The sequence below is a fragment of the Natronococcus sp. A-GB1 genome (assembly GCF_029688845.1).
Taxonomy (GTDB): domain Archaea; phylum Halobacteriota; class Halobacteria; order Halobacteriales; family Natrialbaceae; genus Natronococcus.
Genome location: NZ_JARUKW010000003.1, coordinates 36,107 through 62,255, shown reverse-complemented (window position 1 = coordinate 62,255; position 26,149 = coordinate 36,107). Strand labels below are relative to the sequence as shown.

27 protein-coding genes and 1 tRNA gene are annotated in these 26,149 nt (G+C 67.4%); 19 read left to right on the top strand and 9 right to left on the bottom strand.

Going from position 1 to position 26,149, the window contains the following annotated elements; genetic code table 11:
- The first annotated feature begins 68 nt into the window (after positions 1-68).
- Both QA600_RS04750 and QA600_RS04745 read left to right on the top strand, forming a co-directional pair.
- Positions 69-1,340: a digeranylgeranylglycerophospholipid reductase gene (locus QA600_RS04750; RefSeq protein WP_278290816.1), complete on the top strand. Its 1,272-nt coding sequence runs from the start codon at positions 69-71 to the stop codon at positions 1,338-1,340.
- Between the two features lie 58 nt (positions 1,341-1,398).
- Positions 1,399-2,214 carry a ZIP family metal transporter gene (locus QA600_RS04745; protein ID WP_278290815.1) on the top strand — a complete coding sequence of 272 codons (816 nt, stop codon included), beginning with the start codon at positions 1,399-1,401 and terminating at the stop codon, positions 2,212-2,214.
- Between the two features lie 24 nt (positions 2,215-2,238).
- Here QA600_RS04745 and QA600_RS04740 read toward each other — a convergent pair whose 3' ends face one another.
- The 5 genes from QA600_RS04740 to QA600_RS04720 form a co-directional block, all read right to left on the bottom strand.
- Positions 2,239-2,811, bottom strand: coding sequence for a cysteine hydrolase family protein (locus tag QA600_RS04740; protein WP_278290813.1), 573 nt, complete (start codon positions 2,809-2,811; stop codon positions 2,239-2,241).
- The gene (locus QA600_RS04735) at positions 2,808-3,605 is read right to left on the bottom strand and encodes a YqcI/YcgG family protein (RefSeq protein ID WP_278290812.1); all 798 of its coding nucleotides are present in this window, start codon (positions 3,603-3,605) and stop codon (positions 2,808-2,810) included. The genes QA600_RS04740 and QA600_RS04735 overlap by 4 nt, the downstream gene beginning before the upstream one ends.
- A 109-nt stretch (positions 3,606-3,714) precedes the next feature.
- Positions 3,715-4,215 carry an MOSC domain-containing protein gene (locus tag QA600_RS04730; RefSeq protein WP_278290811.1) on the bottom strand — a complete coding sequence of 167 codons (501 nt, stop codon included), beginning with the start codon at positions 4,213-4,215 and terminating at the stop codon, positions 3,715-3,717.
- A gap of 134 nt (positions 4,216-4,349) precedes the next feature.
- Positions 4,350-5,039, bottom strand: coding sequence for a DUF2071 domain-containing protein (locus QA600_RS04725; protein ID WP_278290810.1), 690 nt, complete (start codon positions 5,037-5,039; stop codon positions 4,350-4,352).
- A gap of 247 nt (positions 5,040-5,286) precedes the next feature.
- Positions 5,287-6,027, bottom strand: coding sequence for an SDR family NAD(P)-dependent oxidoreductase (locus QA600_RS04720; RefSeq protein ID WP_278290809.1), 741 nt, complete (start codon positions 6,025-6,027; stop codon positions 5,287-5,289).
- A 110-nt stretch (positions 6,028-6,137) separates the two neighbouring features.
- On the opposite strand from QA600_RS04720, the gene QA600_RS04715 reads away from it, so the two are divergent.
- Together QA600_RS04715 and QA600_RS04710 are read left to right on the top strand one after the other, a co-directional pair.
- The gene (locus tag QA600_RS04715; RefSeq protein WP_278290808.1) at positions 6,138-6,605 is read left to right on the top strand and encodes a universal stress protein; all 468 of its coding nucleotides are present in this window, start codon (positions 6,138-6,140) and stop codon (positions 6,603-6,605) included.
- A gap of 156 nt (positions 6,606-6,761) precedes the next feature.
- Positions 6,762-7,226, top strand: a complete 465-nt coding sequence (locus QA600_RS04710) for a universal stress protein (protein WP_278290807.1) — start codon at positions 6,762-6,764, stop codon at positions 7,224-7,226.
- Positions 7,227-7,239: 13 nt separating this feature from the next.
- On the opposite strand, the gene QA600_RS04705 is transcribed toward QA600_RS04710, so the two are convergent.
- Positions 7,240-7,692 carry a hypothetical protein gene (locus tag QA600_RS04705; protein WP_278290806.1) on the bottom strand — a complete coding sequence of 151 codons (453 nt, stop codon included), beginning with the start codon at positions 7,690-7,692 and terminating at the stop codon, positions 7,240-7,242.
- Between the two features lie 114 nt (positions 7,693-7,806).
- Here QA600_RS04705 and QA600_RS04700 point away from each other — a divergent pair, with 114 nt between their 5' ends.
- The 10 genes from QA600_RS04700 (at position 7,807) to QA600_RS04655 (ending at position 15,462) form a co-directional block, all read left to right on the top strand.
- The gene (locus QA600_RS04700) at positions 7,807-8,784 is read left to right on the top strand and encodes an ROK family protein (RefSeq protein WP_278290805.1); all 978 of its coding nucleotides are present in this window, start codon (positions 7,807-7,809) and stop codon (positions 8,782-8,784) included.
- Positions 8,785-9,133: 349 nt separating this feature from the next.
- Positions 9,134-9,496, top strand: a complete 363-nt coding sequence (locus tag QA600_RS04695; RefSeq protein WP_049891344.1) for a NifU family protein — start codon at positions 9,134-9,136, stop codon at positions 9,494-9,496.
- Between the two features lie 135 nt (positions 9,497-9,631).
- Complete coding sequence (locus tag QA600_RS04690) at positions 9,632-10,198, top strand: amino acid-binding protein (protein WP_278290804.1); 567 nt, start codon at positions 9,632-9,634, stop codon at positions 10,196-10,198.
- Entirely contained in the window at positions 10,198-11,145 is a 948-nt protein-coding gene (locus tag QA600_RS04685; protein WP_278290803.1) for a homoserine dehydrogenase, read from the top strand. The genes QA600_RS04690 and QA600_RS04685 overlap by 1 nt, the downstream gene beginning before the upstream one ends.
- A 220-nt stretch (positions 11,146-11,365) precedes the next feature.
- Positions 11,366-12,628 (top strand): translation elongation factor EF-1 subunit alpha, encoded by a 1,263-nt coding sequence (gene tuf / locus QA600_RS04680; RefSeq protein WP_278290802.1) that lies wholly within the window; start codon positions 11,366-11,368, stop codon positions 12,626-12,628.
- On the top strand, positions 12,629-12,937 hold the full coding sequence (rpsJ, locus tag QA600_RS04675) for a 30S ribosomal protein S10 (protein WP_005552865.1): 309 nt from the start codon (positions 12,629-12,631) through the stop codon (positions 12,935-12,937).
- 108 nt (positions 12,938-13,045) lie between these two features.
- Positions 13,046-13,705, top strand: coding sequence for a rhomboid family intramembrane serine protease (locus QA600_RS04670; protein WP_278290801.1), 660 nt, complete (start codon positions 13,046-13,048; stop codon positions 13,703-13,705).
- Between the two features lie 121 nt (positions 13,706-13,826).
- Positions 13,827-13,898, top strand: a tRNA-Ala gene (locus QA600_RS04665).
- 410 nt (positions 13,899-14,308) lie between these two features.
- Positions 14,309-14,773, top strand: a complete 465-nt coding sequence (locus tag QA600_RS04660) for a 2Fe-2S iron-sulfur cluster-binding protein (protein WP_278290800.1) — start codon at positions 14,309-14,311, stop codon at positions 14,771-14,773.
- 50 nt (positions 14,774-14,823) lie between these two features.
- A complete protein-coding gene (locus tag QA600_RS04655) occupies positions 14,824-15,462 on the top strand; it encodes a hypothetical protein (RefSeq protein ID WP_278290799.1) in 639 nt (212 codons plus the stop codon).
- 126 nt (positions 15,463-15,588) lie between these two features.
- Here QA600_RS04655 and QA600_RS04650 read toward each other — a convergent pair whose 3' ends face one another.
- The 3 genes from QA600_RS04650 to QA600_RS04640 all read right to left on the bottom strand — a co-directional run bounded on the left by QA600_RS04650 (position 15,589) and on the right by QA600_RS04640 (position 18,166).
- Entirely contained in the window at positions 15,589-15,819 is a 231-nt protein-coding gene (locus QA600_RS04650; protein ID WP_278290798.1) for a hypothetical protein, read from the bottom strand.
- Between the two features lie 307 nt (positions 15,820-16,126).
- Positions 16,127-17,479: a S8 family serine peptidase gene (locus QA600_RS04645; protein ID WP_278290797.1), complete on the bottom strand. Its 1,353-nt coding sequence runs from the start codon at positions 17,477-17,479 to the stop codon at positions 16,127-16,129.
- A 279-nt stretch (positions 17,480-17,758) separates the two neighbouring features.
- Positions 17,759-18,166, bottom strand: a complete 408-nt coding sequence (locus QA600_RS04640; protein ID WP_278290796.1) for a CBS domain-containing protein — start codon at positions 18,164-18,166, stop codon at positions 17,759-17,761.
- 106 nt (positions 18,167-18,272) lie between these two features.
- On the opposite strand from QA600_RS04640, the gene QA600_RS04635 reads away from it, so the two are divergent.
- The 5 genes from QA600_RS04635 (at position 18,273) to QA600_RS04615 (ending at position 26,006) form a co-directional block, all read left to right on the top strand.
- On the top strand, positions 18,273-20,435 hold the full coding sequence (locus tag QA600_RS04635; protein WP_278290795.1) for a hypothetical protein: 2,163 nt from the start codon (positions 18,273-18,275) through the stop codon (positions 20,433-20,435).
- Complete coding sequence (locus QA600_RS04630; protein ID WP_278290794.1) at positions 20,428-21,438, top strand: PD-(D/E)XK nuclease family protein; 1,011 nt, start codon at positions 20,428-20,430, stop codon at positions 21,436-21,438. The genes QA600_RS04635 and QA600_RS04630 overlap by 8 nt, the downstream gene beginning before the upstream one ends.
- Complete coding sequence (locus QA600_RS04625; RefSeq protein WP_278290793.1) at positions 21,431-25,045, top strand: UvrD-helicase domain-containing protein; 3,615 nt, start codon at positions 21,431-21,433, stop codon at positions 25,043-25,045. The genes QA600_RS04630 and QA600_RS04625 overlap by 8 nt, the downstream gene beginning before the upstream one ends.
- A 140-nt stretch (positions 25,046-25,185) precedes the next feature.
- Positions 25,186-25,698 (top strand): 8-oxo-dGTP diphosphatase, encoded by a 513-nt coding sequence (locus tag QA600_RS04620; RefSeq protein ID WP_278290791.1) that lies wholly within the window; start codon positions 25,186-25,188, stop codon positions 25,696-25,698.
- An 80-nt stretch (positions 25,699-25,778) separates the two neighbouring features.
- A complete protein-coding gene (locus tag QA600_RS04615; RefSeq protein ID WP_278290790.1) occupies positions 25,779-26,006 on the top strand; it encodes a hypothetical protein in 228 nt (75 codons plus the stop codon).
- Positions 26,007-26,149: the final 143 nt, after the last annotated feature.

Genomic DNA, 26,149 nt, shown 5'->3' with positions numbered 1-26,149 from the left:
TTCCGTTGGCTGGCCGGGGACGCAACTGCTTGGACAAACTCATTAGGGGGCGAGACAGTTTCAGCACTATGAACGAGCGTTACGATGTAGTCGTCGCCGGGGCCGGACCGGCCGGTGCCCAGTGTGCTCGCGACCTCGCGATCCGAGGCTACGACGTCGTCGTCCTCGAAACGGAGGCGGAAGACGAGTTCCCGCGCCAGAGCAACAAGTCCACCGCGGGAACGTTCCCCTCCATGATGGCCTCCTTCGGGATCCCGGACGACGTCGTGATGCAGTACACCGACAAGGTCGTCCTCGAGTCGCCGACAGACCACTACGTCCAGAACCAGCCCGGTGCTGTTCTCGAGTTTGCGGATTTCAAGCGGTTTCTCGTCGAGGACGGCCGGGAGGAGGGCGCGGAGTACCGCTTCGACGCCCGCGCCACCGCGCCGATCGTCGAGAACGGCGAACCCGTCGGCGTCACCTACAACGGCGACGAGGAGGTGTACGCCGAGGTCGTCGTCGACGCGACGGGCCCGGCCGCGCCGATCGCCAAAAAGCTCGGCGTGAGCGAACTGGAACGCGACAACCACGCCATCGGCATCGAGTACGAACTCGAGGGGATCGAGATCGACCGCCCCGGCTTCGCGGACCTTCACGACGCGATGATGCTGCGACTCGACCACAACCTCGCGCCCGGGGGCTACTCCTGGATCTTCCACACCGGCGAGGACACCGCGAAGGTCGGTATCTGCTACATCCAGAACGGCAGCCACAGCACGTACGCTCGCGACGACTTCACCGTCGACGACTACCTCTCGCACTGGCTCGACACCGACCCGCGGTTCCGGAACGCCGAACGCATCGAGGGCAAGCAACACCGCGGCTCGGCTCACATCCAGCCGCCTGGGCAGATGCACACCGACCGCTTCCTGGCGATCGGCGACACGGTTCCGTCGATCGATCCGCTGTGGGGCGAGGGGATTCACACCTGTATGCAGTCCGGCCGGATGGCCGCAGCCGCCACGGACAGCTGTCTCAAACACGGCAACATCGAGCCCACGGCCGAGAACCTCGAGGTGTACGACTCGCTGTGGCACAAGAAGGTCGCACCGAACGTCAGGAAGCGACAGCTGATGACCCGGTTGCTCTACCTCGCGGACAACGATCGGTACGACGAGTTCATGGCCGATCTCGAGCGCCTCGACGAGGAGACGCTGGCGCGGGCAAACAACGGGAGCCCGCTCGCCATCCGAAAGCTGCTGAGCGCCAACGACATCCCGATGCTCGCGAGGTTCGCACGCCAACAGCTCGGCGTCGACCTTCCCGACCTCCCGCTCGTCGACAAACTCCGACAGTAACTCGCTGCCGGCTGTCTGCCTAACACCCACCGCCCGCGTCCGTACACCCTCCCGCCAGATGTCACCGCTTTCTGATCTCTCGCTCGTGTTCGTCGTCGGGCTCGTCACCGGTCTCGCCACCGGGCTCGGCGTCCTCCCGTTTTTCGTCCTCGAGGAGATCCGCGACCGCTGGCTCGTCGTCCTCTGGGGTATCGCAACCGGTATCCTGCTGTCGGCGACCGCGTTCGGCCTGCTCGCGGAGGGGCTCGCCGCCGGCGGCGTCGGTCCCGTTGCGCTCGGCGCGCTCGTCGGGATCGGGTTCGTCGCTCTCGCCGACCGCGCCATCGACGGCTACGAGTTCGCGCCGAACGCCGTCTCCGACGTCGATACCCGGACGGTCGTCCTCACCGTGGCGGTGCTGACGGTTCACAGCATCCCGGAGGGGATCGCCGTCGGCGTCTCGTTCGCCGATCCGACCGACGGGGTCGTCGAGATCGCGGGGCTCGCGCTCCCCTCGTTGGCCGTGTTCATGGCGATCGCGATCTCGATCCTGAACGTTCCGGAGGGGCTGGCGATCGCGATCCCGCTGATCGCCTACGGGATGGATCGCTGGAAGGTCGTCGGCTGGGCCGTCTTCTCCGGGCTGCCACAGCCGATCGGCGCCGTCGTCGCCTACGTCTTCGTCACGACCTTCGAGGGGTTGCTGGCGCTGAGCTTCGGCGTCGCGGCCGGCGCCCTACTGTACCTCGTAGTCGTCGAATTCCTCCCGGCCGGCGTCGACGCGGGCGCCGATCTCGAGAACCGCGGGCGGGCCGAACTCCTCGGAGGCGCGCTCGTCGGCTTCGTCGCCACGCTCGCGATCATCGTGGCGGCCGAGGGGATCGGCACTGTCTGACCCGGCTCCTTGAGCGCACCGCCCTCACACGCCGTCGTCCAGTAGCTCCGCCGTCGTCGCCACCGCCGCGAACTCCCCCTCGAGCTGGGCCAGCGCCGTTCGGTGGATCGTCTCGGCGTCGAATTTGTCGCCGTCGAACTCGCGGTCGAACGTCGCCGTCGCGTCGGCGACCACCGTCGGCTCGAAGCCGAGGTTCTCGGCCATCCGGGCCGTCGTCGAGACGCAGTGGTCGGTCGTGAGGCCGACGAGGACGACCCGCTCGAGCCCGCGCTCGCGGAGCCAGGACTCGAGTCCCGTTCCGATAAAGGCGCTGTTGACCGACTTCTCGAACGTCGCCTCACCCTCCGCGGGCGCCGTCTCGGCTTTGAACGCAAACCCCGGCCCGTCGCCTCGCAGCGGCGAGTTGGGCTCGCTCGAGTTGTGGCGGACGTGGACGACCGGCCGGTCGGCCTCGCGCCAGGCCTCGAGCAGCTCGCCAGCGCGCTGCTCAGCTTCGGGGTTGTTCCGCGTTCCCCACGCCGGATCGTCGAACCCTTCCTGGAGGTCGATCAGCAACAGTGCCGGTTCCGTGAGAGCCTCGTCCTCCTTCTCCGTCATGGCAACTGCGCACCGGGTTTCGGATGATCTCGAGTGACCGTCATCGGACACTCCTCGGGCGACTGGGCGTCGTCGGCCGTCAGCATGTACTGGGGCCACTCGCGGTCGCCCTCGACGCCCCAGTCGCCCAGGTCCGCGTGGGGGCAGACGCCGTCGTACCCCTCAAGACGATCCTGGATGACGTCGCGGGCCTGCTGGCCGGCGTGGGTGTCGGCCGTCACGCCGAGGTTCTCGAACAGTGCGCGGGGCTGAAACGTCACCTCGAGCCCGATCGGGCAGTACCGGCTCTTGCGGTCGTCGTAGAACGGCGCCCGACAGGTCGGGAACATCGGCTCGCCGCCCAGACAGAACTCCCAGCGCTCGTCGTCGGGGTCCGTCGGGATCTCCTCGGGCCAGGGCTCGGGATCGTGGCAGTGCAGCGTCTGCAAAATGTGCCACAGCATATCGTGGTACTCCCGCTCGGAGAGGGGCTCCGCGGGCGGTTTGAAGAAGGTAACCAGTGAGGCCCGGGGCGAGTGCTCGCGATAGATCTCGAGGTACTCGAGGATCCGATCGCGCAGCGTCAACAGAGCGTCGGCGTCGGACGTCGACGGCACCGCGGTGTACAGCGGCTCGCCCTGCTGGACCGACTCCGCGCCGAAGAAGCAGGGAAACGGCGTTCCGTTCCGTTCGCCGAGCAACCCGTCCTGGAACGACCGCCAGTGCGCTTCGACCCACGCCGGAGCGTCGCCGGCTCGCACCCGTTCGTCGAGCGTCTCCTGGTCCATCAGCGACTGGACGCCGGGCTCGTTCATTACGTGGGTTCTGGGACCGCGCGGCAATGTACGTTTATGTTGCCGCCGCCGTTTGAACGGGCGAACGTGTGCGAGCCCGCGGGATCTCCCCTCGAACGCTCGCCGACGCTCAGCGCCTCTCGACTCGATCCCCGACCGTCAGGATGCCGTCCTCGAGGATCCGCGCCCGGAGTCCGCCGCGGTGGATCAGCGCCTCGCGGACCCCCTCTTCGGCGAGGTGGCGCTCGAGGTACGAGCAGGGTTCGCAGAGTTCGACACCCTCACAGACGACGTCGCCGATGCTGAACCGTTCGCCGTCAAGGTGGTTCAGCGCCACCCCCTCCGTCGTCAGGTTGCGCCGGTGGACGCCGGGCTCGAGCGCGATGTCGTAGTCCCGCTCGACGGCTTCGAGCGCCTCCGTCTCGATGAGCGTGAGGTCGCTGCCGTCGCGGTCGGCGAACGTGCCTCCCGCACGATCGTCGGGCTGGGTTCCGGTCTCGGCGTCGGCGAGACAGTAGCGGTCGCCCTCGAGCCCTCGGCCGGCAAGCGCTCGAGCGGTCTCGATCGATCTCGTCGGCGCCCCCTGCTCGGGAGCGACGTAGATGCCATGTATCCGTCCGGTAGTAGTCACGGGCGTCGACAGGGACGCCGTCGAGGTATATCGATCGCTTCGCGCCCGGGTTCGTACGGTTCGCTGTCCCGGGTTACGGGAGCGACCGCAGGGCGGGTTTCGGTCGCTCCGGCACCGACTTCCAGTGGCTCGTCTCAGCGGGGTCGATTTCTCGAGGAGACGACGTCGACCCCGGGGCTGTAGTAACAGATCGGGGACGTCGCCGGGGCGTCGAAACCGTTGGCCTCGAAGAGCGTGTTCGTCTCGAGGGCGACCGTCGCCGGCCGGAGCGACCAGGGCTCGTGGACGAGGTCGGCGGAGCGGAGTTCGCCCCGACGCCCCGTCGTGTAGTACCGGTAGCGCTCGGTGAGAAACGCCGCGAGCGAGTCGGGGTTCGGCGCGAACGGCTCGCCGACGGGTTCGTATCGACACGCGAACCGAACCGGGGTCGCGCCCGGGTGACGACGCTCGCTCGCGAACGAGACGTGTCTCGACCCCAGCCGCATCTCGATGCGCGCGTTGTAGTACGGGAGGCGGTGGGTGAGTCGGGCGGCGAGGACGCCGAGGAGGCCGTCGGCGTCGAGGCTGAAGAAGTAGACTCCCGACTCCCCGTCCCGGCGAACGTAGGTCCTGAGGTTGAGTTCGGGGAGCCCGAACCCCAGCCTCGCGGGCGCGCCGCGGGGACGGACGGCGACGTTGCGGTACGGAACGATCGAGAGCCACGCGCGTCCGTCGTAGGTGTCGGGCTCGAGACCGTCCGGAAGACGGGTGCCGACGAGCGCGGGCGCGACCGGCCAGCTCGCGAACAGGAGGTGGCGCCACCCCATCGCGACCGGAAGTGTCATACCGTCTCTCGGGACGTGCGCACCGAAAAAGCTCGCCCCGGAAACGAGTGCCTACACGGTCTTGGCCAGCCAGCCACCGTCGACCTCGAGTTCTCCACCTGGCTTTTTCCCCCTCGAGTCGGCGGTGCCGACCGCTCGCGGCAAAAACCTGTCCGACGAGAGCGTACGCGCTCGCTGACTGTTGCTTCGCTCAGCAAGAGCTCAAAATCCCGCGGTGCGACGCGCCGCGGTTCGCTCGCTCGTGCCGCTACACGTCCTCGGGCAGCCAGCCGCCGTCGACTTCGATATTTTCGCCGCTGACGTACCCGCTGTCGGGATCGAGGAAGAACAGAAGCGGGTTGACCAGGTCGTCGAAGCTCGCGGGGCGATCCCGCGGGAGCTCCTCCGGGAACTCGTCGGAGTTCTCGACGACGTACGGCGAGACGGCGTTGACGGTGATCCCGTCGTCCTGGGTGTCGGCAGCGAGCATCCGAGTGAACATCAACACGCCCGCCTTCGCGACGAAATAGGGGAAGTTCTTGGGGCTCACCAGGCCCTTCTCGGAGGAGGCGTAGCCGACGTTGACGATCCGAGCGTAGTCGGCCTCCCGCATCGCCGGGAGCGCGCGCTTCGAACAGAGGGCGGTGCCGTTGAGGTTGGTCTCGAGCACCCGGTTCCAGCGCTCGAACTCGATTTCTTCCCAGTGGGCGGGCGCGAAGTCGCCGACGTTGTTCACGAGGACGTCGACGTCGCCGAGCTCTGTCTCGACGGCCGCGAACAGTCCGTCGACGCTCTCGGGGTCGGTGACGTCGCCCTGCACGGTCATCGCCTCGGGCGCACCCCGGTCGCGGGCTTCCTCGGCGACCTCACGGGCGGCGTCGGCGCTAGTGTGGTAGTGCACCGCCGTCTTCGCCCCGCAGTCGGCGGTCGCGAGCAGGAGTTCGCGGCCGACGCCCCGCGCGCTACCAGTGACGAGGACGGTTCGGTCCGAAAGGTCAGGATCGTTCATACTCCGTTCGTCGGCAACAGCGGAGAAAAGCGACCCGGAACCGGTTATCAGCGCGCAGAACCAGCCCCGGAACTCCCGAATTTAAGTCGGCACCGAGACATAGGGACGGTATGACGTTACAAACGATTCTCCTCGCCGTCGGTCCGGGCGACGCCGACCGAACCGACGAGCTTGCGGAGACCGTGATCGAAGTCGCACAGCCCGCGAACGCGACGGTCGTTCTGGCCCACATCTTCACCCAGGACGAGTACAACGAGGTGCTCGAGAACCTCGAGATGGACGATGAGAGCGGCCAGGTCCGTCCCGACGAGGTTGCCTCCCGGCACTCGACGATCAGGGATCTGCGCCGGAAGTTCGATGAGGCAAACGTCGATTACGACATCCGCGGCGACATCGGCGACCACGGCTCGACGATCGTCGAGCTGGCGACCGGCGTCGCCGCCGACCGAGTCGTCGTCGGCGGCCGCCGTCGTTCGCCGACCGGGAAGGCCGTCTTCGGCTCGACGGCTCAGGAAGTCCTGCTCTCCTCACCGTGTCCGGTGACGTTCGTTCGCGGAGACGAGGAGAACGGCGACTGAGTCGCTCGGCCGAAACGCCGATCGGCCACTGCTTGGAGTCCGACTCATCGCTCTCGCGGTCCGTCGATTACGTGGAGGTGGTTCCTGGAGCGCTTGGCTGTGCCACCCGTTGCGGGATCGGGAATAGTTAAGCAGATAGCACCGCCACGTACTCACATGGCTATCGATACCGTCCTGCTCGCTGTCGGGCCGATGGACACCGTCCGGGCCGAGGAGCTCGCCGAGACCGTCCTCGAGATCGCGGCCCCGCTCGAGGCGACCGTCGTGATCGGTCACGCCTTCACCGAGGCGGAGTACGAGGAGTTCCGCGAGAACCTGGGCTTCGAGGAGCGCGTCGAGGACGTCGACCCCACCGCGGTCGCGGCCCGCCGGCCGCCGGTTCCCGACCTCGAGGAGCGTCTCTCGGCCGCGGGGGTCGAGACCGAGGTCCGCGGGGCGCTCGGCGACGTCGGCACCGAGGTCGTCGAACTGGCGCGGGCGGTCGACGCCGATCGGCTTATCGTCGGCGGACGTCGACGCTCTCCCGCGGAGAAGGCGGTGCTCGGCTCGGTCTCTCAGGAGATCCTTCTCGCTGCACCCTGCCCGGTCACCTACTACCGGGATCTCGACGTGATGGAGTGAGTGAAGCGGGCAGCTACCCGTCGTCGCCCGCGGTCCGTTCTGTCGGCCCGTCCCGATCCGCCCGCTCCTTCCACCGTCGTTCCTGTCGTCGCTCGGGAACGTGACGTCGGCCGTCGACCAGCTCCGCTCGGACGCGGGCCTCGAGCGCGGCCGTCTCGGCCAGCAGCGTCCCCTGAAAGTCCTCGAGGACGTCGTACGACCAGCGGTCGCCGTCGACGACGCCGTGGGGAAGCAGCGTCGTTCGGATCGCGTCAGCGAGTTCGTCGTGGCCGCTTTCTCTGAGCAGCCGTTCGGCGTCGTCGAGGTGGTCCATCCCGTGGCCCGTCGCGTGGTGGAACTCGAGCAGACAGCCCTGAGCGCGCTGGAGCCACTCGAGGCCGAGTTCGACCTCGTGGAGCGCCTCGATCTCCGCGTCGGTGAGCGCCGCACCCGGCACCGGATCGGAGTCGTACTCGTCGGTTGCCATGTGTTACCTATGACCTCACGTGGCATACCTGTAGCGCCCGATCGGTCTCGGTCGCTACTCGGGGTCGAGTGAAGATACCGGTAGTTAAGTACGACGACCGTGCTCTGCTGTAGTATGGTCTACTACGCGGGCGTCGACCTCGGCGCGACGAACGTCCGGGCGGCCGTCGCGACCGACGACGCGACGACGATCGGCATCAGTCGCAACGGGACGCCGCGGGGTCCCACCGGGATCGACGTCACCGAGGGGGTTCTTCGAACGCTTCGCGAGGCGTGTGGCGACGCCGGGGTCGCACCCGAGGAGATCGCCGCCGCGGGCATCGGTTCGATCGGTCCGTTCGACCTCGCGGAGGGAGCGGTGATCGACCCGGCGAACCTGCCCGACTCGATCGATCGCATCCCGCTGACGGGCCCGATCGAGAAACTCATCGACAGCGATGAGGTCCACCTCCACAACGATACCACCGCCGGCGTCATCGGCGAGCGGTTCCACGCCGCACGCAACCCCGACGACATGGTGTACATCACGATCTCCTCGGGGATCGGTGCCGGCGTCTGCTGTGACGGCGATATCCTCGCCGGCTGGGACGGCAACGCCGGCGAGGTCGGCCACTGCGTCGTCGATCCCCGAGGGCGGCTGACCTGTGGCTGCGGCCACGACGGCCACTGGGAGGCGTACTGCTCGGGCAACGGCATCCCCGACTTCGCACGGCTGCTGGCCGACGACGATCCGACCGTCTCGACGGAACTCCCCCTCGAGAGTCCCGACTTCACCGCGAAGGACGTGTTCGAGCTGGCCGGCGAGGACGAACTGGCCGACTACACCATCGAGCAGCTCGCCCACTGGAACGCGATCGGGGTCACGAACGTCGTCCAGTCGTTCGCGCCGATCGTCGTCTCCTTCGGCGGGGCCGTTGCCCTGCACAACGAGGAGCTGGTCGTCGATCCGATCCGCGAACGCGTCTCGGGGATGCTGTTGAACAACGTCCCCGAGATCCGGGTCACCGACCACGGCGACGACGTCGTCCTCGAGGGAGCGATCGCCAGCGCCCTGACCGAGGGGACGGGCGACAGACAGCGAATGCGAAGCTGACACCGGCCGTTGTCCGTGACTCCGGCGCGCTTGTGGACCGTCGGCCACACATGCCGGGGTCGGGTTGTATTTTTCTCGCGCGCTCGAGGCGCCGGCCGCGCCGTTTCACTCCCGATCCGAACTCCCGCCAGACTGTAGTGGCAGTACTCGAGGGACGTCGAGAACCGCCCTCCGACCACGAGTCACCTCGGCGCACGTTCATCACGGACCGCAAGGCGACGCGGCCCCGCGGGGTGACGTTCGACCCGCTGAGCGCGTCCGAACTGGAACCGGTCCGTCGGCGCTGTATCGAACGATCGTGAAGGTTTCGGGCCAAACCTATTCATCGCTCGAGTCCCTAGGTCGGGCGATGACTGACTCCGAGGACGACCCGCTCAAAGACCGAGTCGAGGCGTGGCTGACGCGCGAGATGCCGATCATCCAGATGCACGGGGGGACCAGCGCGGTCCGGAAGGCCGACCCCGACGACGGCGAGGTCATCATCGAACTCGGCGGCGGCTGCAAGGGATGTTCGGTCGGCGACATCACGACGAGCAACATCGAGGCCGAACTGATCACGTGGTCCGAGATCGACGAGGTCACGGTTCGCATCCCGGACGCCCGCGAGAGCCTCGGCGGCCCGGACCAGGCCGAGTCGATCATGGGCGTCGACCGCACCGAGGGCGGACGGGGCGACTGGGGCTCCTCGAACCCCGGCGAGGACCACCTCTGAGTCCGATCTCGAGTGGCTGTGCCGGCTGTTGACACGCCCGGAGAGTTTTGGGAAGTCCTATATCCTTTTACACGCCCATTACGGAGTCACAGAGTATGACGACGCCTGGACGCCCGCAGTTCGGAGGTGACGACGATGGCTGACGTGCCCGAGCCCGAGTCCGACGAGGAAGAACCCGAGACCGACGGCGGCGTACGCGCCTACACCGTCCGCCTCGAACTGGTCGACGAGCCCGGCGAGTTGCTCCGCGCGCTCGAGCCGATCTCGGCCAACGGCGGCAATCTCCTGAGCATCCACCACGAGCGCGGCAATATCACGCCGCGGGGCCACATCCCCGTCGAGGTCGACCTCGAGAGCCCGCCCGAGCGCTTCGACGGAATCGTCGACGCGCTGCGAGACGCCGGCATCAACGTGATCCAGGCCGGCGCGGAACACTACGGCGAGGAGCTATCTGTCGTGCTGGTCGGCGACCTCGTCGAGACCGACCTCTCGGAGACGCTCTCGCGGGTCGAGAACGAGGCCGACGCAGTCGTCAAGGACCTCTCGCTTGCGGCCCCCGAGGGGACGAACGCGACCGCGAGCGCGCGACTCCGGCTCGCGATCGACTCCGGCCGCGCCGAGCAGGTCTTCGAGGCGATCCGCGCGATCGGCACCGACAAGGAGCTGACCGTCGTCGAACCGCTGCTCGGAGGTGAGGCCTGATGCGACTCGCTATCGTCGGGGCCGGCGACGTCGGTCGATCGGTCGCCGACCTCGCAGGTGAGTACGGCCACGACGTTGTCGCGCTCGCCGATTCGAGCGGCGCGGCCGTCGACGCCGACGGGATCGACGTCGAGGGCGCCCTCGAGCGCAAGGCCGGGGGCGAGCCCGTCGGTACCGCCGACCCCGCCACGCTCTTCGAGACCGACTACGACGTCCTCGTCGAGGCGACGCCGACGACGCTGGGCGACGCCGAGCCCGGCTTCACCCACGTCGAGCGCGCGCTCGAGACCGACCACCACGTCGTGTTAGCGAACAAGGGACCCGTCGCCGAGCGCTACGAGGAGCTTCGCGCGCTCGAGGCCGACAGCGCGGGGTCGATCCGCTTCGAGGCCACGGTGGGCGGTGCTATCCCGGTACTGTCGACGATCGAGGACTGCACGCCCCAGGCGGTGACGGCGGCCCGAGGCGTGCTCAACGGCACCGCGAACTTCATCCTCACGCGCATGGCCGCGGAGGGACTCGACTACGAGCACGTGCTCGCGGAGGCCCAGGACCTCGGCGTGGCGGAAGCCGATCCCACCTTCGACGTCGACGGCACCGACGCCGCGCTGAAGTTCGTCATCCTCGCGAACGTGCTGGCCGACGGCGGGTTCTCGCTCGAGGACGCGACCGTCGAGGGCATCCAGTCGATTCCCGGCAGCGCGCTCGAGCTCGCGGCCGAGGACGGCCGGACGATCCGACTCATCGGCGAGGCCTCCCGCGATGGGGTCCGCGTCGGGCCGCGGCTCGTCCCCGAAAACGGCGCGCTCGCGGTGACGGGGACGCGAAACATCGTCCAGCTCGAGACCAAACACGCGGGCAGCCTCCACAACAGCGGCCGGGGCGCGGGCGGTCCCGAGACCGCGACGGCGGTGCTGTCGGACGTCGGCCGACTCCCGGAGCTGTAGTCGCCGTCTGCGAGCCGCTGCACTCCGGTATCGTCGGTCGACGGTAGTTCGGCGGTTCGACTTCCCTCACCTCGACGCCGTCGTCCGGTAATCGAAACCGTGCGTACAAGGCACAAACCGCAAGCCGGCGTCGGGTTCGGTCGAATACGCTTTCGAAATGGTTTTAACCGCAACGAGCAAAAGATACCGACATAAGCGCCTTTGCGCGTGAGCTACAACAATGAGCGACAAACGACACCAGAACCTGGCCATCATCGGTCACGTTGACCACGGGAAGAGTACGCTCGTGGGACGCCTCCTCTACGAGACGGGGAGCGTACCAGAGCACGTCATTGAACAGCACCGCGAAGAAGCGGAAGAGAAGGGCAAAGGCGGCTTCGAGTTCGCCTACGTCATGGACAACCTCGCGGAGGAGCGAGAGCGCGGTGTCACTATCGACATCGCCCACCAGGAGTTCTCGACCGAAGAGTACGAGTTCACTATCGTTGACTGTCCTGGTCACCGTGACTTCGTCAAGAACATGATCACTGGCGCGAGCCAGGCCGACAACGCCGTCCTCGTCGTCGCTGCTGACGACGGCGTCGCACCCCAGACCCAGGAGCACGTCTTCCTGGCCCGAACCCTGGGTATCGACGAGCTGATCATCGGCGTCAACAAGATGGACGTCGTCGACTACAAGGAGGACACCTTCGACGAGGTCGTCGAGGAAGTCAACCAGCTGCTCAAGCAGGTTCAGTTCCAGACCGACGGCGCCTCGTTCATCCCGATCTCGGCGTTCGAGGGCGACAACATCGCCGAAGCGTCCGAGAACACGTCGTGGTACGACGGCCGTACCCTGCTCGAGGCCCTGAACGACCTGCCGGAGCCGGAGCCACCGACGGACGCGCCGCTTCGACTCCCGATCCAGGACGTTTACACGATCTCCGGCATCGGTACCGTCCCAGTCGGACGTATCGAGACCGGTATCATGAACATCGGCGACGACGTCTCCTTCCAGCCCAGCGACGTGGGCGGCGAAGTGAAGACGATCGAGATGCACCACGAGGAGGTCCCCAAGGCCGAGCCCGGTGACAACGTCGGATTCAACGTCCGCGGCATCGGCAAGGACGACATCCGCCGCGGTGACGTCTGTGGCCCCGCCGAGGACCCGCCAAGCGTCGCCGAGACGTTCCAGGCCCAGGTCGTCGTCATGCAGCACCCCTCGGTCATCACGGCCGGCTACACGCCGGTCTTCCACGCCCACACGGCCCAGGTCGCCTGTACCATCGAATCCATCGACAAAAAGATGGACCCCGCAAGCGGCGAGGTCGCCGAGGAGAACCCCGACTTCATCCAGTCGGGTGACGCTGCTGTGGTCACCATCCGACCACAGAAGCCCCTCAGCATCGAGCCGTCCAGCAAGATTCCCGAACTCGGGAGCTTCGCCATCCGTGACATGGGTCAGACCATCGCGGCCGGCAAGGTCCTCGAGGTCAACGAATAAATGCAGCAGGCACGCGTTCGACTCGCGGGCACCAGTCCAGAGGACCTGGACGACATCTGCGACGACGTCCGCGAGATCGCGAGCAACACCGGCGTCAACCTGAGCGGTCCGATCCCGCTGCCGACGAAGACCCTCGAGGTGCCGACCCGGAAGTCGCCTGACGGCGAGGGCACCGCGACGTGGGAGCACTGGGAGATGCGCGTCCACAAGCGCCTGATCGATCTGGACGCCGACGAACGCGCACTCCGCCAGCTCATGCGCATCCAGGTGCCGAACGACGTTTCGATCGAGATCGTCCTCGAGGACTGATCTCGACCGCGGATTTTTCGTTTTTTCGCGCCCCGATAGCCACGGTACTGTCACAGCAGGCGAGTGTAGGCCGCGTGAACTTTTACTACCGTAACCCATACCGGGAGTATGGTGACCCGCTCGCGCCGCAGCTCCGATACCGACTCCCGCTCCGGGAGTCCCATCCTCGAGGTGCTGGTGATCTTCGTGGTCGTGCTCGTCGCCCAGACCATCACCGCAGCTATCAGCGCCGGGTTGATGGCCGGGCTGTTCGTCCTCGGACCGCCGCTGACCGTAAACCCCTGGACGATCGTCACTAGCGTCTACGCCCACAGCGGGCTCGGCCACCTGCTCTCGAACAGCGTCGGGCTCGTGCTGTTCGGCTGGCCGATCGCCCGCGCGACGACGCGGCTGCGCTTTCACACGTTCTTCCTCGTGACGGGGGCGCTCGCCGGAATCACGCAGGTGGTGACGAGCAGCTTCTTCGCCTCGATCGGCGTCGGCGACCCGACCGCAGTGCTCGGCGCCAGCGGCGCGGTGTTCGCGCTGGCGGGCTACCTGATCGCCGGCAACCGCCTCTCGGATGCGTTCGCGTCGGTCGTCGAGATCCCCCGGTGGGCCGCCGTGGCCGTCTTCGTCGTCCTCGCGGCCGTGATCACGATCGCGACGGGCGCGCCCGGCGTCGCCCTGATTGCCCACTTCACGGGCTTCCTGCTCGGCCTGCTCGCTGGTCGGGCCGGCGTTCTGGACGTAGGCTCGAGGAGGGCTCGAGCTGGTTCGACGGCGTGATCGGGGTTGGGCTCGAGGTCGGGTGTGGGAGGTGGAGCTCGAGGGCCGTCGCGTGTGCTCGCGGCCCACGTCGTTTCCGAAACGCAAGCTACAAGTAGAAACCACGGGTAGAAACGGTCGCGGGCTCGTAGATCAGTGGTAGATCGCTTCCTTCGCAAGGAAGAGGCCCTGGGTTCAAATCCCAGCGAGTCCATAATTCTGCGCCGCGAGCAAATTCGCGAGCGGCGTAAATTATCGTCGATGCTGGGATTTGAACTAGACCAGTCGCAGCCCGGGAAGCGAGCGCAGCGAGTGACCCGGAACGTCTGGGCGTAGTTCAGCATCCCAGCGAGTCCACTTTTTCCGCTCACTTCGGCCGTTCCCTCGGAGAGACCTCTGACTCGAGGGTTGCCCTCGTCGAAAACTTCGAACCAGCGTCTTCCCGCCAATTACGATGCTCGAGCAGCCACCTTCGAGCAGAGAACCGTCTCTCTCGCAGTTCGTGAACTAAGGACGCGTTCTCGTGCAGCACGAGAGCTGTGGCCTCTTCAAAACCAAGGTTGTTCCCTGCTCGATAGAATTCGAGAGGGATATTTTCGGGCTCCTGCTGGTGTGTCTCCCTGTATGACCGACTCACCACCCAGCTCCGCTCGAGCGGACGCCTCGTCCTGCCCGGTGAAAGCGCGGTTCGACCTCGAGCGTCGACGCGTCCTGCTCGCGGCGGGAAGCGCTGGGAGTATCGCGCTCAGTGGCTGTCTGGATGACGAAACCGACGACGAAGCGGAGGACGCTGCGGCACACGACATCGTCTTCCTCGAGGACGGAACGGAGACCGAGGTGACGATCGAGGAGACCGAGGAACTGTTGTATCCGGCTCTCGAGGCGGACGTGGACATCCCGTACTCGTGTGAAGTCGGGAGCTGCGGCGAGTGTACCGCGAGATACGACGGGGACGCCACCGACGTCGTCAGCCACGATGGAAACGAGTACCTCGATGAGAACCAGATCGCCGACGGGTGGCTGTTGACCTGCGTTGCGTATCCACGAGACGGTGCCGAACTCGAGGTTACGCATTCGGACGATGCCTAACACCGTGTTCAGTTCTCACCGACAGATGAACCCCGACCGAGACTCGAACGATGACAGTTGATCCGTTCAACCGAAGCAAGCACCACGCTGCCGTCGTCGGCATCAGCGTCGCGATGGCGATACTCCTGTGGGCAGCAGGCTACGCCTTACCGCGGATAATCGCCGCCGTCCCGTGGTTTCTCCTGTTTTTGGTCATGATCATCGGGCCGCTGATGAAGCTCTGGCCGTCGATCAACCAGCAGTTCTCCGGCAACTTCCCGTTGAACTGGCGGTCCGAACTGGGGATCTGGTTCGTGATCTGGTCGCTGGTGCACGTCGTCGCCGTGTTCGATTCCATGGGTTGGGCCGTGATCGACTTTGTCGTCGGTATGAGTGCCTGGGCGTTTGCCGCTATCGTCGGGGTGATGATCGCCGTGATTTTGGCACTCACCTCGAACAACGCAGCCTACCAGTTCATGGGACCGAAAGCCTGGAAATGGCACCAGAGCCACGGCACGTACGTTATGTTCTGGCTTCTGACGATTCACATCTACGATCAGGTCTTCGCTCCGGACAGAACGCTGCCGGCAGATCCGCTCCATCTCCTGTACACGGCTACCATCGTCGTCATCGTGGCTCTACACGTCGGCGCCTTCGTCAAGGTCGTCTCCCACTACCGAACGCACGGTGACTATCCTGGGAGTATCTGATCTCGCTTTTCGGCGACGGAGCGAGGACGATCATTGGGCGAGTCCAGGACGACACGGCTCGGGAAGGCGTTCACAAACGTGTGGCCTCCGTCGGGACGGAAAACGAGTGTGTCGGCAGGACCTCCTTCAGTCAGTTCCTGCAAACCCATCCGAGCGAATATCCAACACCCGATCCGACGGATAGTACCGCACGCCGCATCCATCGAATGGCTCGCTCCCTCGGAGCCACCCCGACTCGAGGATCGTCACGCGTTCGAAGGTTCGGACCAGCGTCTCCCCCCGCTGATCGCCCCACTCGAGTTCGAATTCGACCTCGATACCCCCCGTTTTACTGGCTCGGTGATCACCGTCGGCCATCGTCGTCCTCCTCTACCGCCGACACGTATCAATCCCAGGACACGGGCAAAACGGGCGGCGAGCGCTCGAGCGCAGTCGTCGGCTCCGATCGCGGGACGGCAGCGGCTCGACGCTCGAGAACAACGGGGAACGGACCCCGTGCTGGTGGGTGGAGGACGACACTACGTATCTCTGACGCCGGGACCGTTCTGGGTTCTCTCTGCGAGAGAAATAAACGATAGCTGTTTGCCAAATATTGCCGAGTCCCGACGCGCCCGAAGTGATCGCTCGAGGCGGCTGCCACCGTTCCGGCCGTTCGGCTCGCCGCCTACGACCGACCCGGACCCGCCGTGTCCTCGACCGCCGCCAGCGTGTCGAGGTAGCCCCGGCCGTAGTACTTGCGCTCGTACTCGTCGGGCACCGAGGCGGTACGCTCGAGGGTCGTCCGCACCTGGTTGGCGTTCGCCCGTTCGTCGACGCTCCTGACGAGCGCGACGGCACCCGCAACCTGCGGAGCGGCCATCGAGGTGCCGGCCAGCCAGTCGTAGCCGTACTCGGCGCCCTGGTACTCGCCGTCGTCGTCGAACTCCGGCACCGCGATCGCGTTCAACACGTCGTCGTGGTCGTACTCGCCACCCTGCCCGCCGGGTGCGGCGAGATCGATCGCGCCGACCCCGTGGGTCGTATACGTCGAGGGCGTGTAGGGCGGAGCGTCGTACTCGCCGGTGTCTGGAGCGAACCCGATCGGTCCCGTCGAGCTCGTCGTGATCCCGCCGGCGGTCTCCGAGGAGTCGGTCTCGTCCTGGTTGAACTGGATGCTCTCACCCCAGTTGCCCGAGGCGTGGGTGTGGAGCGTCCCCTGCCGTCTCGCGTACGTCCCGACGCGCTGGTGGGCCCTCCCCCAGAGTTCGCCCGCCCCCTCGGATCGCATCAGCCACGTCCAGCCGAGGCTGAGGTTGGCGGCGTCGCAACCGATCTCGGCCGCGTAGACCAGTGCCGCGAGCACGGAGCTCTGGAACGCGTCGCCCAGGTGCGACGGCGGGAGCTCCGCCCGATCCGCGCTCGCCGGATTGGCGGCAAACACCCGCAGATCGACGAGTTCGGTTCCAGGCGCCGAGCCGACGACCCCCGTCCCGTCGTCGTTCGCACCGACGATACCCGCAACGTGTGTCCCGTGGCTCCCGCTGTAGGGCTCCCCGACGCCGTACTCGTCGTCCGTGAAGTTCCGCGAGAGCTCGAGGTTGACCTGGTCCTCGAGGTCCGGGTGGCCCGCGGCGATCCCCGTGTCGATGATCGCGACTCGAGTCCCCTCGCCGCGAGTGTAGTCGTGAGCCTCCGGAACGCCCTGATCAGCTTTGTCCCACTGGTAGTCGGACAGGTCCTCGTCGCCCGCCACGGCCGACTCGAGCTCTCGCCGTCGAGCCGGCCGATAACCGTCCGTCTCGAGTCGGACGTCGGGGGCGAACTCGGCCCCCTGGTTCTCGAGTTCGTCCTCGCTGGATCGGACGACCAGCAGGTCCACCGGCGCCAGCTCGTGGACGATCTCGAGGCGGTCCTCGTCGCGCAGGCTCGAGCGATCGACGAGGAACCGGTCGGTCGCTTCCGTCGCCGTCGCGACGGAGCCGAGCGCGATGGTGCCGAGCGATACGCCGCTTGCCGTGATGAAGGTGCGTCGGTCCATGGTTCGAGCGGTCGGCGACGCGGGTGCCGACTCCCTACCCAGTGCAGGTGCGGGCGTTCCGATACGTGTTGCCGCCCACATCTATTTCTGAAAAGCTCGGCAAAATTTATGCCGGAGGCGGAAAATCCATCTCTGCCGAAACTCAGTTTAGTGTCGTACCCTGCGGTCCGTAACGCGAACGCCTCGAGCGACCGGGCCGTTCGAGACGAGAGGAAGTCGCGGCGCTACCCGGTCGGTCCGCCGGCGGTACCCTACCGACCGAGAACGAAACGGGGGCGACTACGCCTCGGGGCTCGGCGACTGCACCCGCGAGAGGTAGGCGGTCAGGTCCGTCGTCGTTACGATACCGATGACTCCCTCCTCGTCATCGACGACGGGAAGGTGGTGAAAGCCGTGTTCGACCATGAGATCCGCGGCGTCGCGGATCCCCGCCTGAGCGTCGGTCGTGATGACGTCCGTGGTCATATACCGCGACACGGAGGTCTCGGCCTTCGGCTGGCTCTCGGCGACGATGTCGACGAAGTCGGTCGTCGTCAGGATCCCCTCGAGGCGGTTCTCCTCGTCGACGACGATGACTGATCCTACGCCGTGATCACGCATTATCTGTCCCGCGTCCTCGACGAGCGTTTCCGGTGTTACCATCTGCAGATCGGTCGACATCACTCGCGCGACGAAAATATCGTCCATACGGGGCGATTGGTACTGTAATTCATAAGGGTTGGCCAACCGGCCAACGCGTGTCGATCGGACGGCGCAGGTTTAAGTACGGAATCGGACATAGTCGGTACCGTTGATGTCTTCGCCGCCCCGTCTCTCCGGTTCCTGCAAGCTGCTCCCCGGTCCCGAGAGCGACCCGCTCGCGGCCGCGACCGAACTGTACGCGGAGCTGGCCCCACGCCACGGAGATCGGAACGTCCTCGTGCTCAAGCGACACCCGACGGGCCTCGACCGACTCGCCGAGGCACTCGGCACCGACGACGCGCCCCGCTCGCCCCGCGTCGAGTCTCTCCCCGAACACGCCTCGAAGGCGATCGAGGCCTACGATCCGACCCTCGACCGCCTCGAGTACGAGGAGCGGATCGAGCTCATCTCGCTGGTGATCGACGGCGCCAGCCGCGATATTCCCGACTACCTCGAGCGCGCGGCCGACCGCGACGGATTCGCCCGCGACGTCGGCCAGCTGCTGCTGGGCGCGACCCGCCAGCGGCTTCGGCTCGACGACCTCGAGGACCCCCACGACTGTCTGGCCTTTCTGTACGCCATGAACGACCGCTTCCATCAGGTGCTCGAGCAGCGAGGGTACGTCGAGCGGGCCGACGTGGTCCCGCGGGCGGTCTCCCTGCTCGAGGACGACGCGGACGGCGTTCGCGGGCGGGTCACCGATTCCTTCGACGCCGTCCTGGCCGTCGAATTCGAGGAGTTCCGCCGGCTCGATCGGCGGTATCTTGCCGCCCTCACCGACGACGCCGAGCTGGTCTGTCTCGGCCAGCGCCACGCCAGCGTCGAGCGCACCGGGGTCGAGCCCGGAACCGTCGAGTCGATCGCGAGCGAGACGGGTCTCGAGATCGAGCCCTTCGAACCCAGCGACGAGGACGCCCAGCCCCACCGCGCGATCACGCGGTTTCTCGCGACTGGCGAGGCGCCGACGGCCGACGGAGCTGGCGAGCCCGCGTCCGAGGCCGAGACCGGACGCGCCGAACGGATCCGCACCCGCACCGCCCGCGAGCAGGTCCGGACTGTCGCCCGGGAGATCCAGGCCCTTCGGGATCGCCACGGATGGAGCTACGACGAGTTCGCGGTCGCGGTCCCCCGAATCGAACGCGTTCCCCAGACCAGACGCCGGCTCCGCGAGGCCGGAATCCCGACGGCGACGATCGGCACGCCCTCGCTCGCGGAGGACCCCGTCGTCAACGAGCTCTACGCGTTCGTCACGCTCCAGGCCCGCCGGGAACGCGGCGCCCGCCCCCTCGAGGACGATGACTCGACGAACCGACTCCGCGCTCGCGTCCCCGAGTTCGATCGGTCGCTGCTCGAGGCCTGCACGGACTCGAGCGTCGCGGCCTCGCTCGAGCGCTGGATCGAGCGCACGGACCTCAAGGGACGGATCGCCCGCGAGGAGTCCTGGGTCGACGCCCGCGAACAGTTCGCGAGCGTCGAGCGCGTACTCGAGATCGCCGGCTTCGTCGAGGAGACGGATCTGGTCGGCCCCGACTGGCGGGGGCTCCGTCGGATGCTCCGTCGAACGATTCGGTACGACGCCCCCTACGTCCACGCGGTCGAGACCCGTCCGCCGACCGGGGGCGTCGCCGTCTGTGCGGCCGACGACCTGAAATACGACTCTCGGGAGGCCGTCTTCCTGCTCGACCTGCTCGACGACCACTACCCCGGCGACGGACACCTCACGCGGCTGTTCCCGCGGGCGTGGCTCGAGTCGATGCCGAACTATCCCGCCGTGACGGATCCCTCCCCGGAGACGGTCGCCGACACGTTCGCGCCTGTCGCGGACCCGAGCGAGGTGACTAACCCTTTCGACGCCTACCACGCCCAGCGCTCGCGGCGTCGGCTCGCGCTGGCAACCCGCGCGGCCCGGTCGCGGCTGTACTGCTGTTCGTACGAGCGGGGTTCGGGCGGGCTCCGACGGACCCACGAGGAGTTGCGCTACCTGCAGCTTGTCGCCGACACACCGGGACTCTCTCTCGCGGACGCCGACACCGGCACGGCGCGGATCCGCGGCGAAGCGGCCGCGACCGAGGCGCTGCTCGCACAGCCTCGCGGGGAGCTCGAGCGCGTCCTCCGGGAGGCGAGCACCGGGGGGCAGGCCGACCTCGGCGAGACCGAGGAACTGTTCGAGGAGATCGCCCTGCTGCTCGCCGACGACGATCTCGACCCCGTACTCGCGGAAGCGATCCGCTCGCAGTTCGAGTTCGCGGCGGGCGAGGTGATTCGCAATGAGTGAGCCGACGCTGACGGCCGACGGCCTCGAGACGTACCTGCACTGTCCCCGACGCTACGAGTTCGCACACGTTCACGGGCTCGAGGGCGAGACCGACGACGCCTCGCGCGATCGGGTCGACCTCCTTCGGGAGGCGATCTGTACGGCGCTGCGCTCCGGTGCGACCGATCGGGAGCGACTCGAGGAGATCGCCGGAGATCGGCTCTTGGAGCTGTGGGCCGGCCACGACGAGCCGTTCCACTCGCGGAGCCAGCGGAACCACGAGCGGGCGGTTTTGGATGCGGTCCTCGAGGGGTACCTCGAGGCGGTCGGCACCGACCACGCAACCGGAATCGAGCGCCTCGAGGCGTCCGCGACCGAACTCGTCGGACCCGCGCTTCCGCTCGCGAGTACACGCTCGCTGCCGGAGGAAAGCGACCGCGAACGGGTCCGGATCGACGCGACCGTCGACTACGTCACCCTCGAGGAGGCGAGCCTCGTCGGGGTCAACTTCGTCCCGACGCTCGCGCCGCTCGGACTCCTGCGCTACCGCTCGGACTGGGAGGGCGACGTCGCCGCGCTGTTCGTCGACCACTTCGATTCCGGGTCCGACGCGTTCGAACCGCGGGCGGTCGGCGCCCTGCTCGAGACGAGCGTCGTCGTCGACGGGCTCCGCCGGCTCCGGGAGCGCCTCGGGCTCGAGGCGAAGACCTGCCGGTACGTGCAGGTCCCTCTCGCCGATCGGCACCGAACCGCGGTCAACTGGGTTCAAGACACTGTCGACGCGACCGTCGAGCCCACCGACCTCACCGACGTCTACATCGACCACCACACCTACGCGATGACGCACGAACACCGCAACGAGACGGTCGACTCGCAACTCGTCGACGTGGCGGGCGACGTCCTCGCGGGGTCGTTCGATCCGACCCCACGGTGGGACGAGATCGCCTCGGAATCGTGCCCCGACTGTGAGTACGCCGTCGGCTGCCAGGACTGCCTCGCCGCGGAGGTGCGCTTCGATGGATAGCTCGAGTCCGCCCGGCGACCCCGAAACGCTCGAGCCCCGGGGTAGTCAGCGAGCGGTCATCGAGAGCGATCGAGCCTGTACGTCCGTCGACGCGGGCGCCGGAACGGGGAAGACGACGACGATGCTCATGCGGATCGAGCGGGCGATCGAACGCGGCGCCGTCGATCCCGAGGACGTGCTCGTCGTCACCTTCGCCAACGAGGCCGCCGCGAGCATCCGCGAGGCCGTCGCCGACCGGCTCGAGCCAGACGTCGCAGCCGCGATCACCGTCTCGACGTATCACTCGCTGTGTCACCGGCTCGTCCGGGAGTATGCCTACTACCTCGGCTACTCCCCCGAGTTCGAGGTGGTGACCGAGCGCAAACGTCGCCGGATCGTCGGCCGGCTGCTCGCCGAACGGGAGTACGCGTTCGCGGCGACCAGCGTCGGCGACGGCTCGCCGACCGACCTGGCCGACGCCGTCGATCGATTCGTGGCGACGATGAGCCGGGAGGACGTCACCCCCGACGATCTCAGGAACCGACTTCCCGAGACCCGAACCCTCGAGCTCTGCCAGGAGTTCGTCCACTGGCTCGAGCGCCGGGCCGAGGCGGAGCTCTCCTTCGACAACGAGGCGCTCCGGTACTTCAACCGGGAGGAACACCTCGAGGCGGCCCGCGAGGGGCTCGTCGAGTACGGCACGCTCATCAGCTACTGCCGGGAGAAGATCGCCGAGGCGCCCGCGGTGTTCCGCGAGGACGACGTCGTCCGGGATATCGACGCCTACCTGCGGATCCTCCAGCGGTGTGTGACCAACGCCTACGAGGCGCTCTCCCTCGAGGAGCCGACGACGAAACAGCTGCCGCGGGCGCTGTTCGGCAACCGGATCGGCGGCACGGGAACCGAACGGATCGAGCAGACCCCGTTCGGCCGGCTGAAACACTACGTCGAGTTCCTCCGGCTGGCCCGCCACTACACCGAGGTGTACGCCGACTACCACGCGACCCTCGAGCGCGAGCGCGCGTTCGACTTCGACGAGCTGGTTCGCACCGCGACCGACCTGCTCGCCGACGAGGCCGTCGCCGACGAGATCACCGGCCAGTGGGAGCAGGTCTACTGCGACGAGTTCCAGGATACTGACGCGACGCAGTTCGAGCTCATCGCCGAACTCACCGACGGACCCGATCGGCCCGACCTGCTCGCGATCGGGGACAAGGACCAGGCGATCTACGGCTGGCGGGGCACCGACCGCCGGGGACTCGACCGCCTCGCCGAGCGCTACGACGACCACGCGGGGATCGAACTCGAGCTCAACTTCCGGTCACGCCAGGAGATCCTCGAGCTGACGAACCGCTGTGCGTACGCCGACGGCTCGAAGACACTGCGCGAGGACGGCCGCGAGCCCGGCACGTACGACCGCGAGAACCCCCCGGATCGGGTCGTCAAGGTCGAGAGCGATGAGATCGACGACCCGACGGCCGACCAGGTCGCGACCACCGTCTCGCGGCTGCTCAACGGCGCCTGCGAGAACGTTCCCGAACGATCGCTCGGAGATATCGCCGTGATCGTCCGGACCAACCGCCACGCCCGCCTCGTCGCCGACGAGCTTCGGGATCGCCAGATCCCCCACGAGGTCTCGGGCTCACCCCGGGGCGAGATCTCCCCCGGCACCCGGACGCTGCTGTCGTACCTCCGGGTGCTGGTCGAACCCGACGCCGACGTCCACCTTCGCCGGGTGTTGCTCTACCGCTACCGACTCCCCGAGACCGACCTCGCGACCCTCCAGAGCCGGTCGGGATCGCTGTACGACGCCGTCTTCGACGTCGACGCCGATGACCTCGAGGCGACGACCGAACTCGAACAGGCCCGGACCCACCTCGAGCGTCTCGCGTCGCTTCGGGACGTCTACCCGCTGTCGGGACTGCTCACCAGGCTCCGCGAGCTCACCCGTCTCGAGTGGTTCCTCACGAGCGAGGAGCGACGCCAGCTCGAGCGGATCGACCGATTCGTCGAGCGCTACGACGCCGAGAGCGTGGTTCGCACCCTCTCAACGGAGTTCGTCGACGCGCTCGAGTCGACGCTGCGGGGCGGAAGCGCCGAACGCGACAGGGGAACCAGCTCGGACGACCGCGTCGACGTCATGACGGTCCACCAGGCGAAGGGCCTGGAGTTCGACATCGTTCTCGTCCCCTACCTCTCCGACGAGGAGTGGTGTGTCGAGCACGACTACGCCCGTCGCGCCCGCACCCGGCTGCTCGCGGCGACCCTCGAGGAAGACGTCGCCTCGCCCCTGTCTGCCGACATCGCGGCCGAGACGGTCGGCGAGGAGTGGCGGGTGCTCCACGTCGCGCTCACGCGGGCGGAGAACCACCTGTTCGTCTTCGGGAGCGAGTACGACTACGACGGCGACGAGGGCGAGCTGGCGGTTTCCACCGCAGACGCCTGTCTTGATCCCGCCATCGAGTGGTCGGTCGCCGGCGAGCGCATGGAGCTGTGGTCGACCCTGTCCGAGAGCTTCGAGTCGGTCCGGGAGACCTATCCCCGTACCGTGGTCGACCGAACCGACGAACTCGCCGTCGCGGCCGACGAGCGCCCGGGGACGATCACCTACTACGCCGGCTACGAGGACCGGTCCGTCGAACCCCTCGAGACACGGGAGGCGATCGAGACCGTCCACGAGCTCGGCCGGCTGTTGCGGAACGGAACGTTGCTTCCGGCGGCCGACGCCTCGAGCGAGGAGCCGTCGATCCGGGTGCCGAGGGAACGACGGGCCGGGTCGCTGACGGCCGACACGAGTCGATTCCCGCTCGAGGCGCTCTCTGGCGACGGTCGGCTCCCGGTCGCGATGCGCCACAGCTACACGGCCATGGAGAGCTACGAGGCCTGCACTCGGAAACACTACCTCGAGCACGTCGTGCGGGCGATCGACGATCCGCCCGCCGGCGGGGGCGGAATCGACGAGTCGGGTGCGGCCCCGCGGGTCGTCGGCTCGGTGTTCCACGACGTCGCGGAGGAGGCGTTCCACCGCGGGTACGAGAGTCGAGCCGACTGGCGCGAGGCCGCGGTCCGCCAGCTGACCGCCCGGGACCTGCTCGAACACCGCGAGGCGGTGCTGGCCTGCGTCGATCGGTACTTCGAGGCGACCGCACCGGGGGTCGACTCGCCGACCGCCGACTGGGAGACGCTCGCGGCGGAGCTGCCGTTCGCCCTCGCCGACGTCGCCGGGATCGACGGCGACGTCGTCGGTTACGTCGACACGATCCGGCGACTGCCCGACTCCGCGGGCGGCGGGCTCGCGGTCCTCGACTACAAGGCGACCGCGACTCGGATCGATCCCGAGAAGGCGACCCAGCTCGCGCTGTACGCCCGCGCCTGCGACAGCCGATTCGACGAGCCGATCGCGGCCGTCGGCTACGTCTACGTCGGCGGCGTCGACGGCCCCCGGGTCGACCTGTTCGAACCCGAGGCGCTGCCGTCCTGGGAGTCGGTCCGCGAGACTCTCGAGGGCGTCGACGATCCCTCCTATCGGGAGACGACGCCCGGAGAGCACTGTCGTCACTGCGCCCACCGGTCGCTGGGCTGTGCGCCCGCGGAGTACGTGCCCGACGTCGCCGCGGACGACGACTGAGACGGACCGCTGTACCGATTTACCGGCGTGACCGCAGAACGGCTCGCGGTCGCGTCGGAACCGACAACAGCGGTTCGTCTGACGCGACGTTCGAGGCGGATACCGAACTCGTTTATCCCGTGCCGGACGAACCTGCGGCCATGATCGAGGCGACGCTGTGTTTTCCCCTCCGGGACGTCGGCGGAACCGAGGAGGTGCTCCTGATCGAGAAGCGACGCGGGCTCGGCGAGGGCTGGTACAACGGCCCAGGCGGGAAACTTGAGGGCGAGGAGACGCCTCGAGAGTGTGCGGTCAGAGAGACTCGCGAGGAGGTCGGTCTCGAGATCGATCCCGGCGATCTCGAGAAGGCGGGTGAGCTCGAGTTTCGCCTCGACGGTGATCGGCACACCTTCTGTCACGTCTTCCGTACGCGGGCGTTCGCCGGCGAACCCCACCCCTCCGAGGAGGCCTACCCGGAGTGGACCCCGGTCGAGGACGTCCCCTACGACCGGATGTGGGAGGACGACCGGCTCTGGCTGCCCGCCGTCCTCGCGGGCGAGACGGTCGTCGGCGAGTTCCGGTTCGTCGGCGGCGAGCCACTCGACGAGGCCGAGTTCGCGGGCCACGACCTCGAGCGGGGCGTCGACTTCGACGCTATCGGTCGCTCCCGGTAGATGTCGGTTCGCTCGGGTTGCGGCATTGTATCGCAACGGCAACCCACTTTCGACGCCGACGGGTAGCACGACCGATTACGATGATCGACAGAAACCGTCGACGACTGCTCTCGGTCGCGGCCGTCGGAGCGGTCGGTGCGATCGCCGGCTGTGCCGAGGGCGACGAGGAGGAAGGCGAGGGCGACGAGGACCTCGACGACGCACCGCCGGACGAGACCGAACAGGAGGACGACGACCCGATGGACGACGTCGACGAGGGGACCGAGGGCGACGAAACTGACGACGATCCGGACGAAGACGACGAGTAGCGCTCCTGCCGAAGTGAACGCACCGAACGGAACGCGCTCGGCGAGTCCGGCCTTCTATTGTAGCGTCAATTCACTCCTCTCACTGGTCAGTACCATCTCCAGCCACGATGAATCACACAGGTCGCCGAGCCGGATACTCTCCA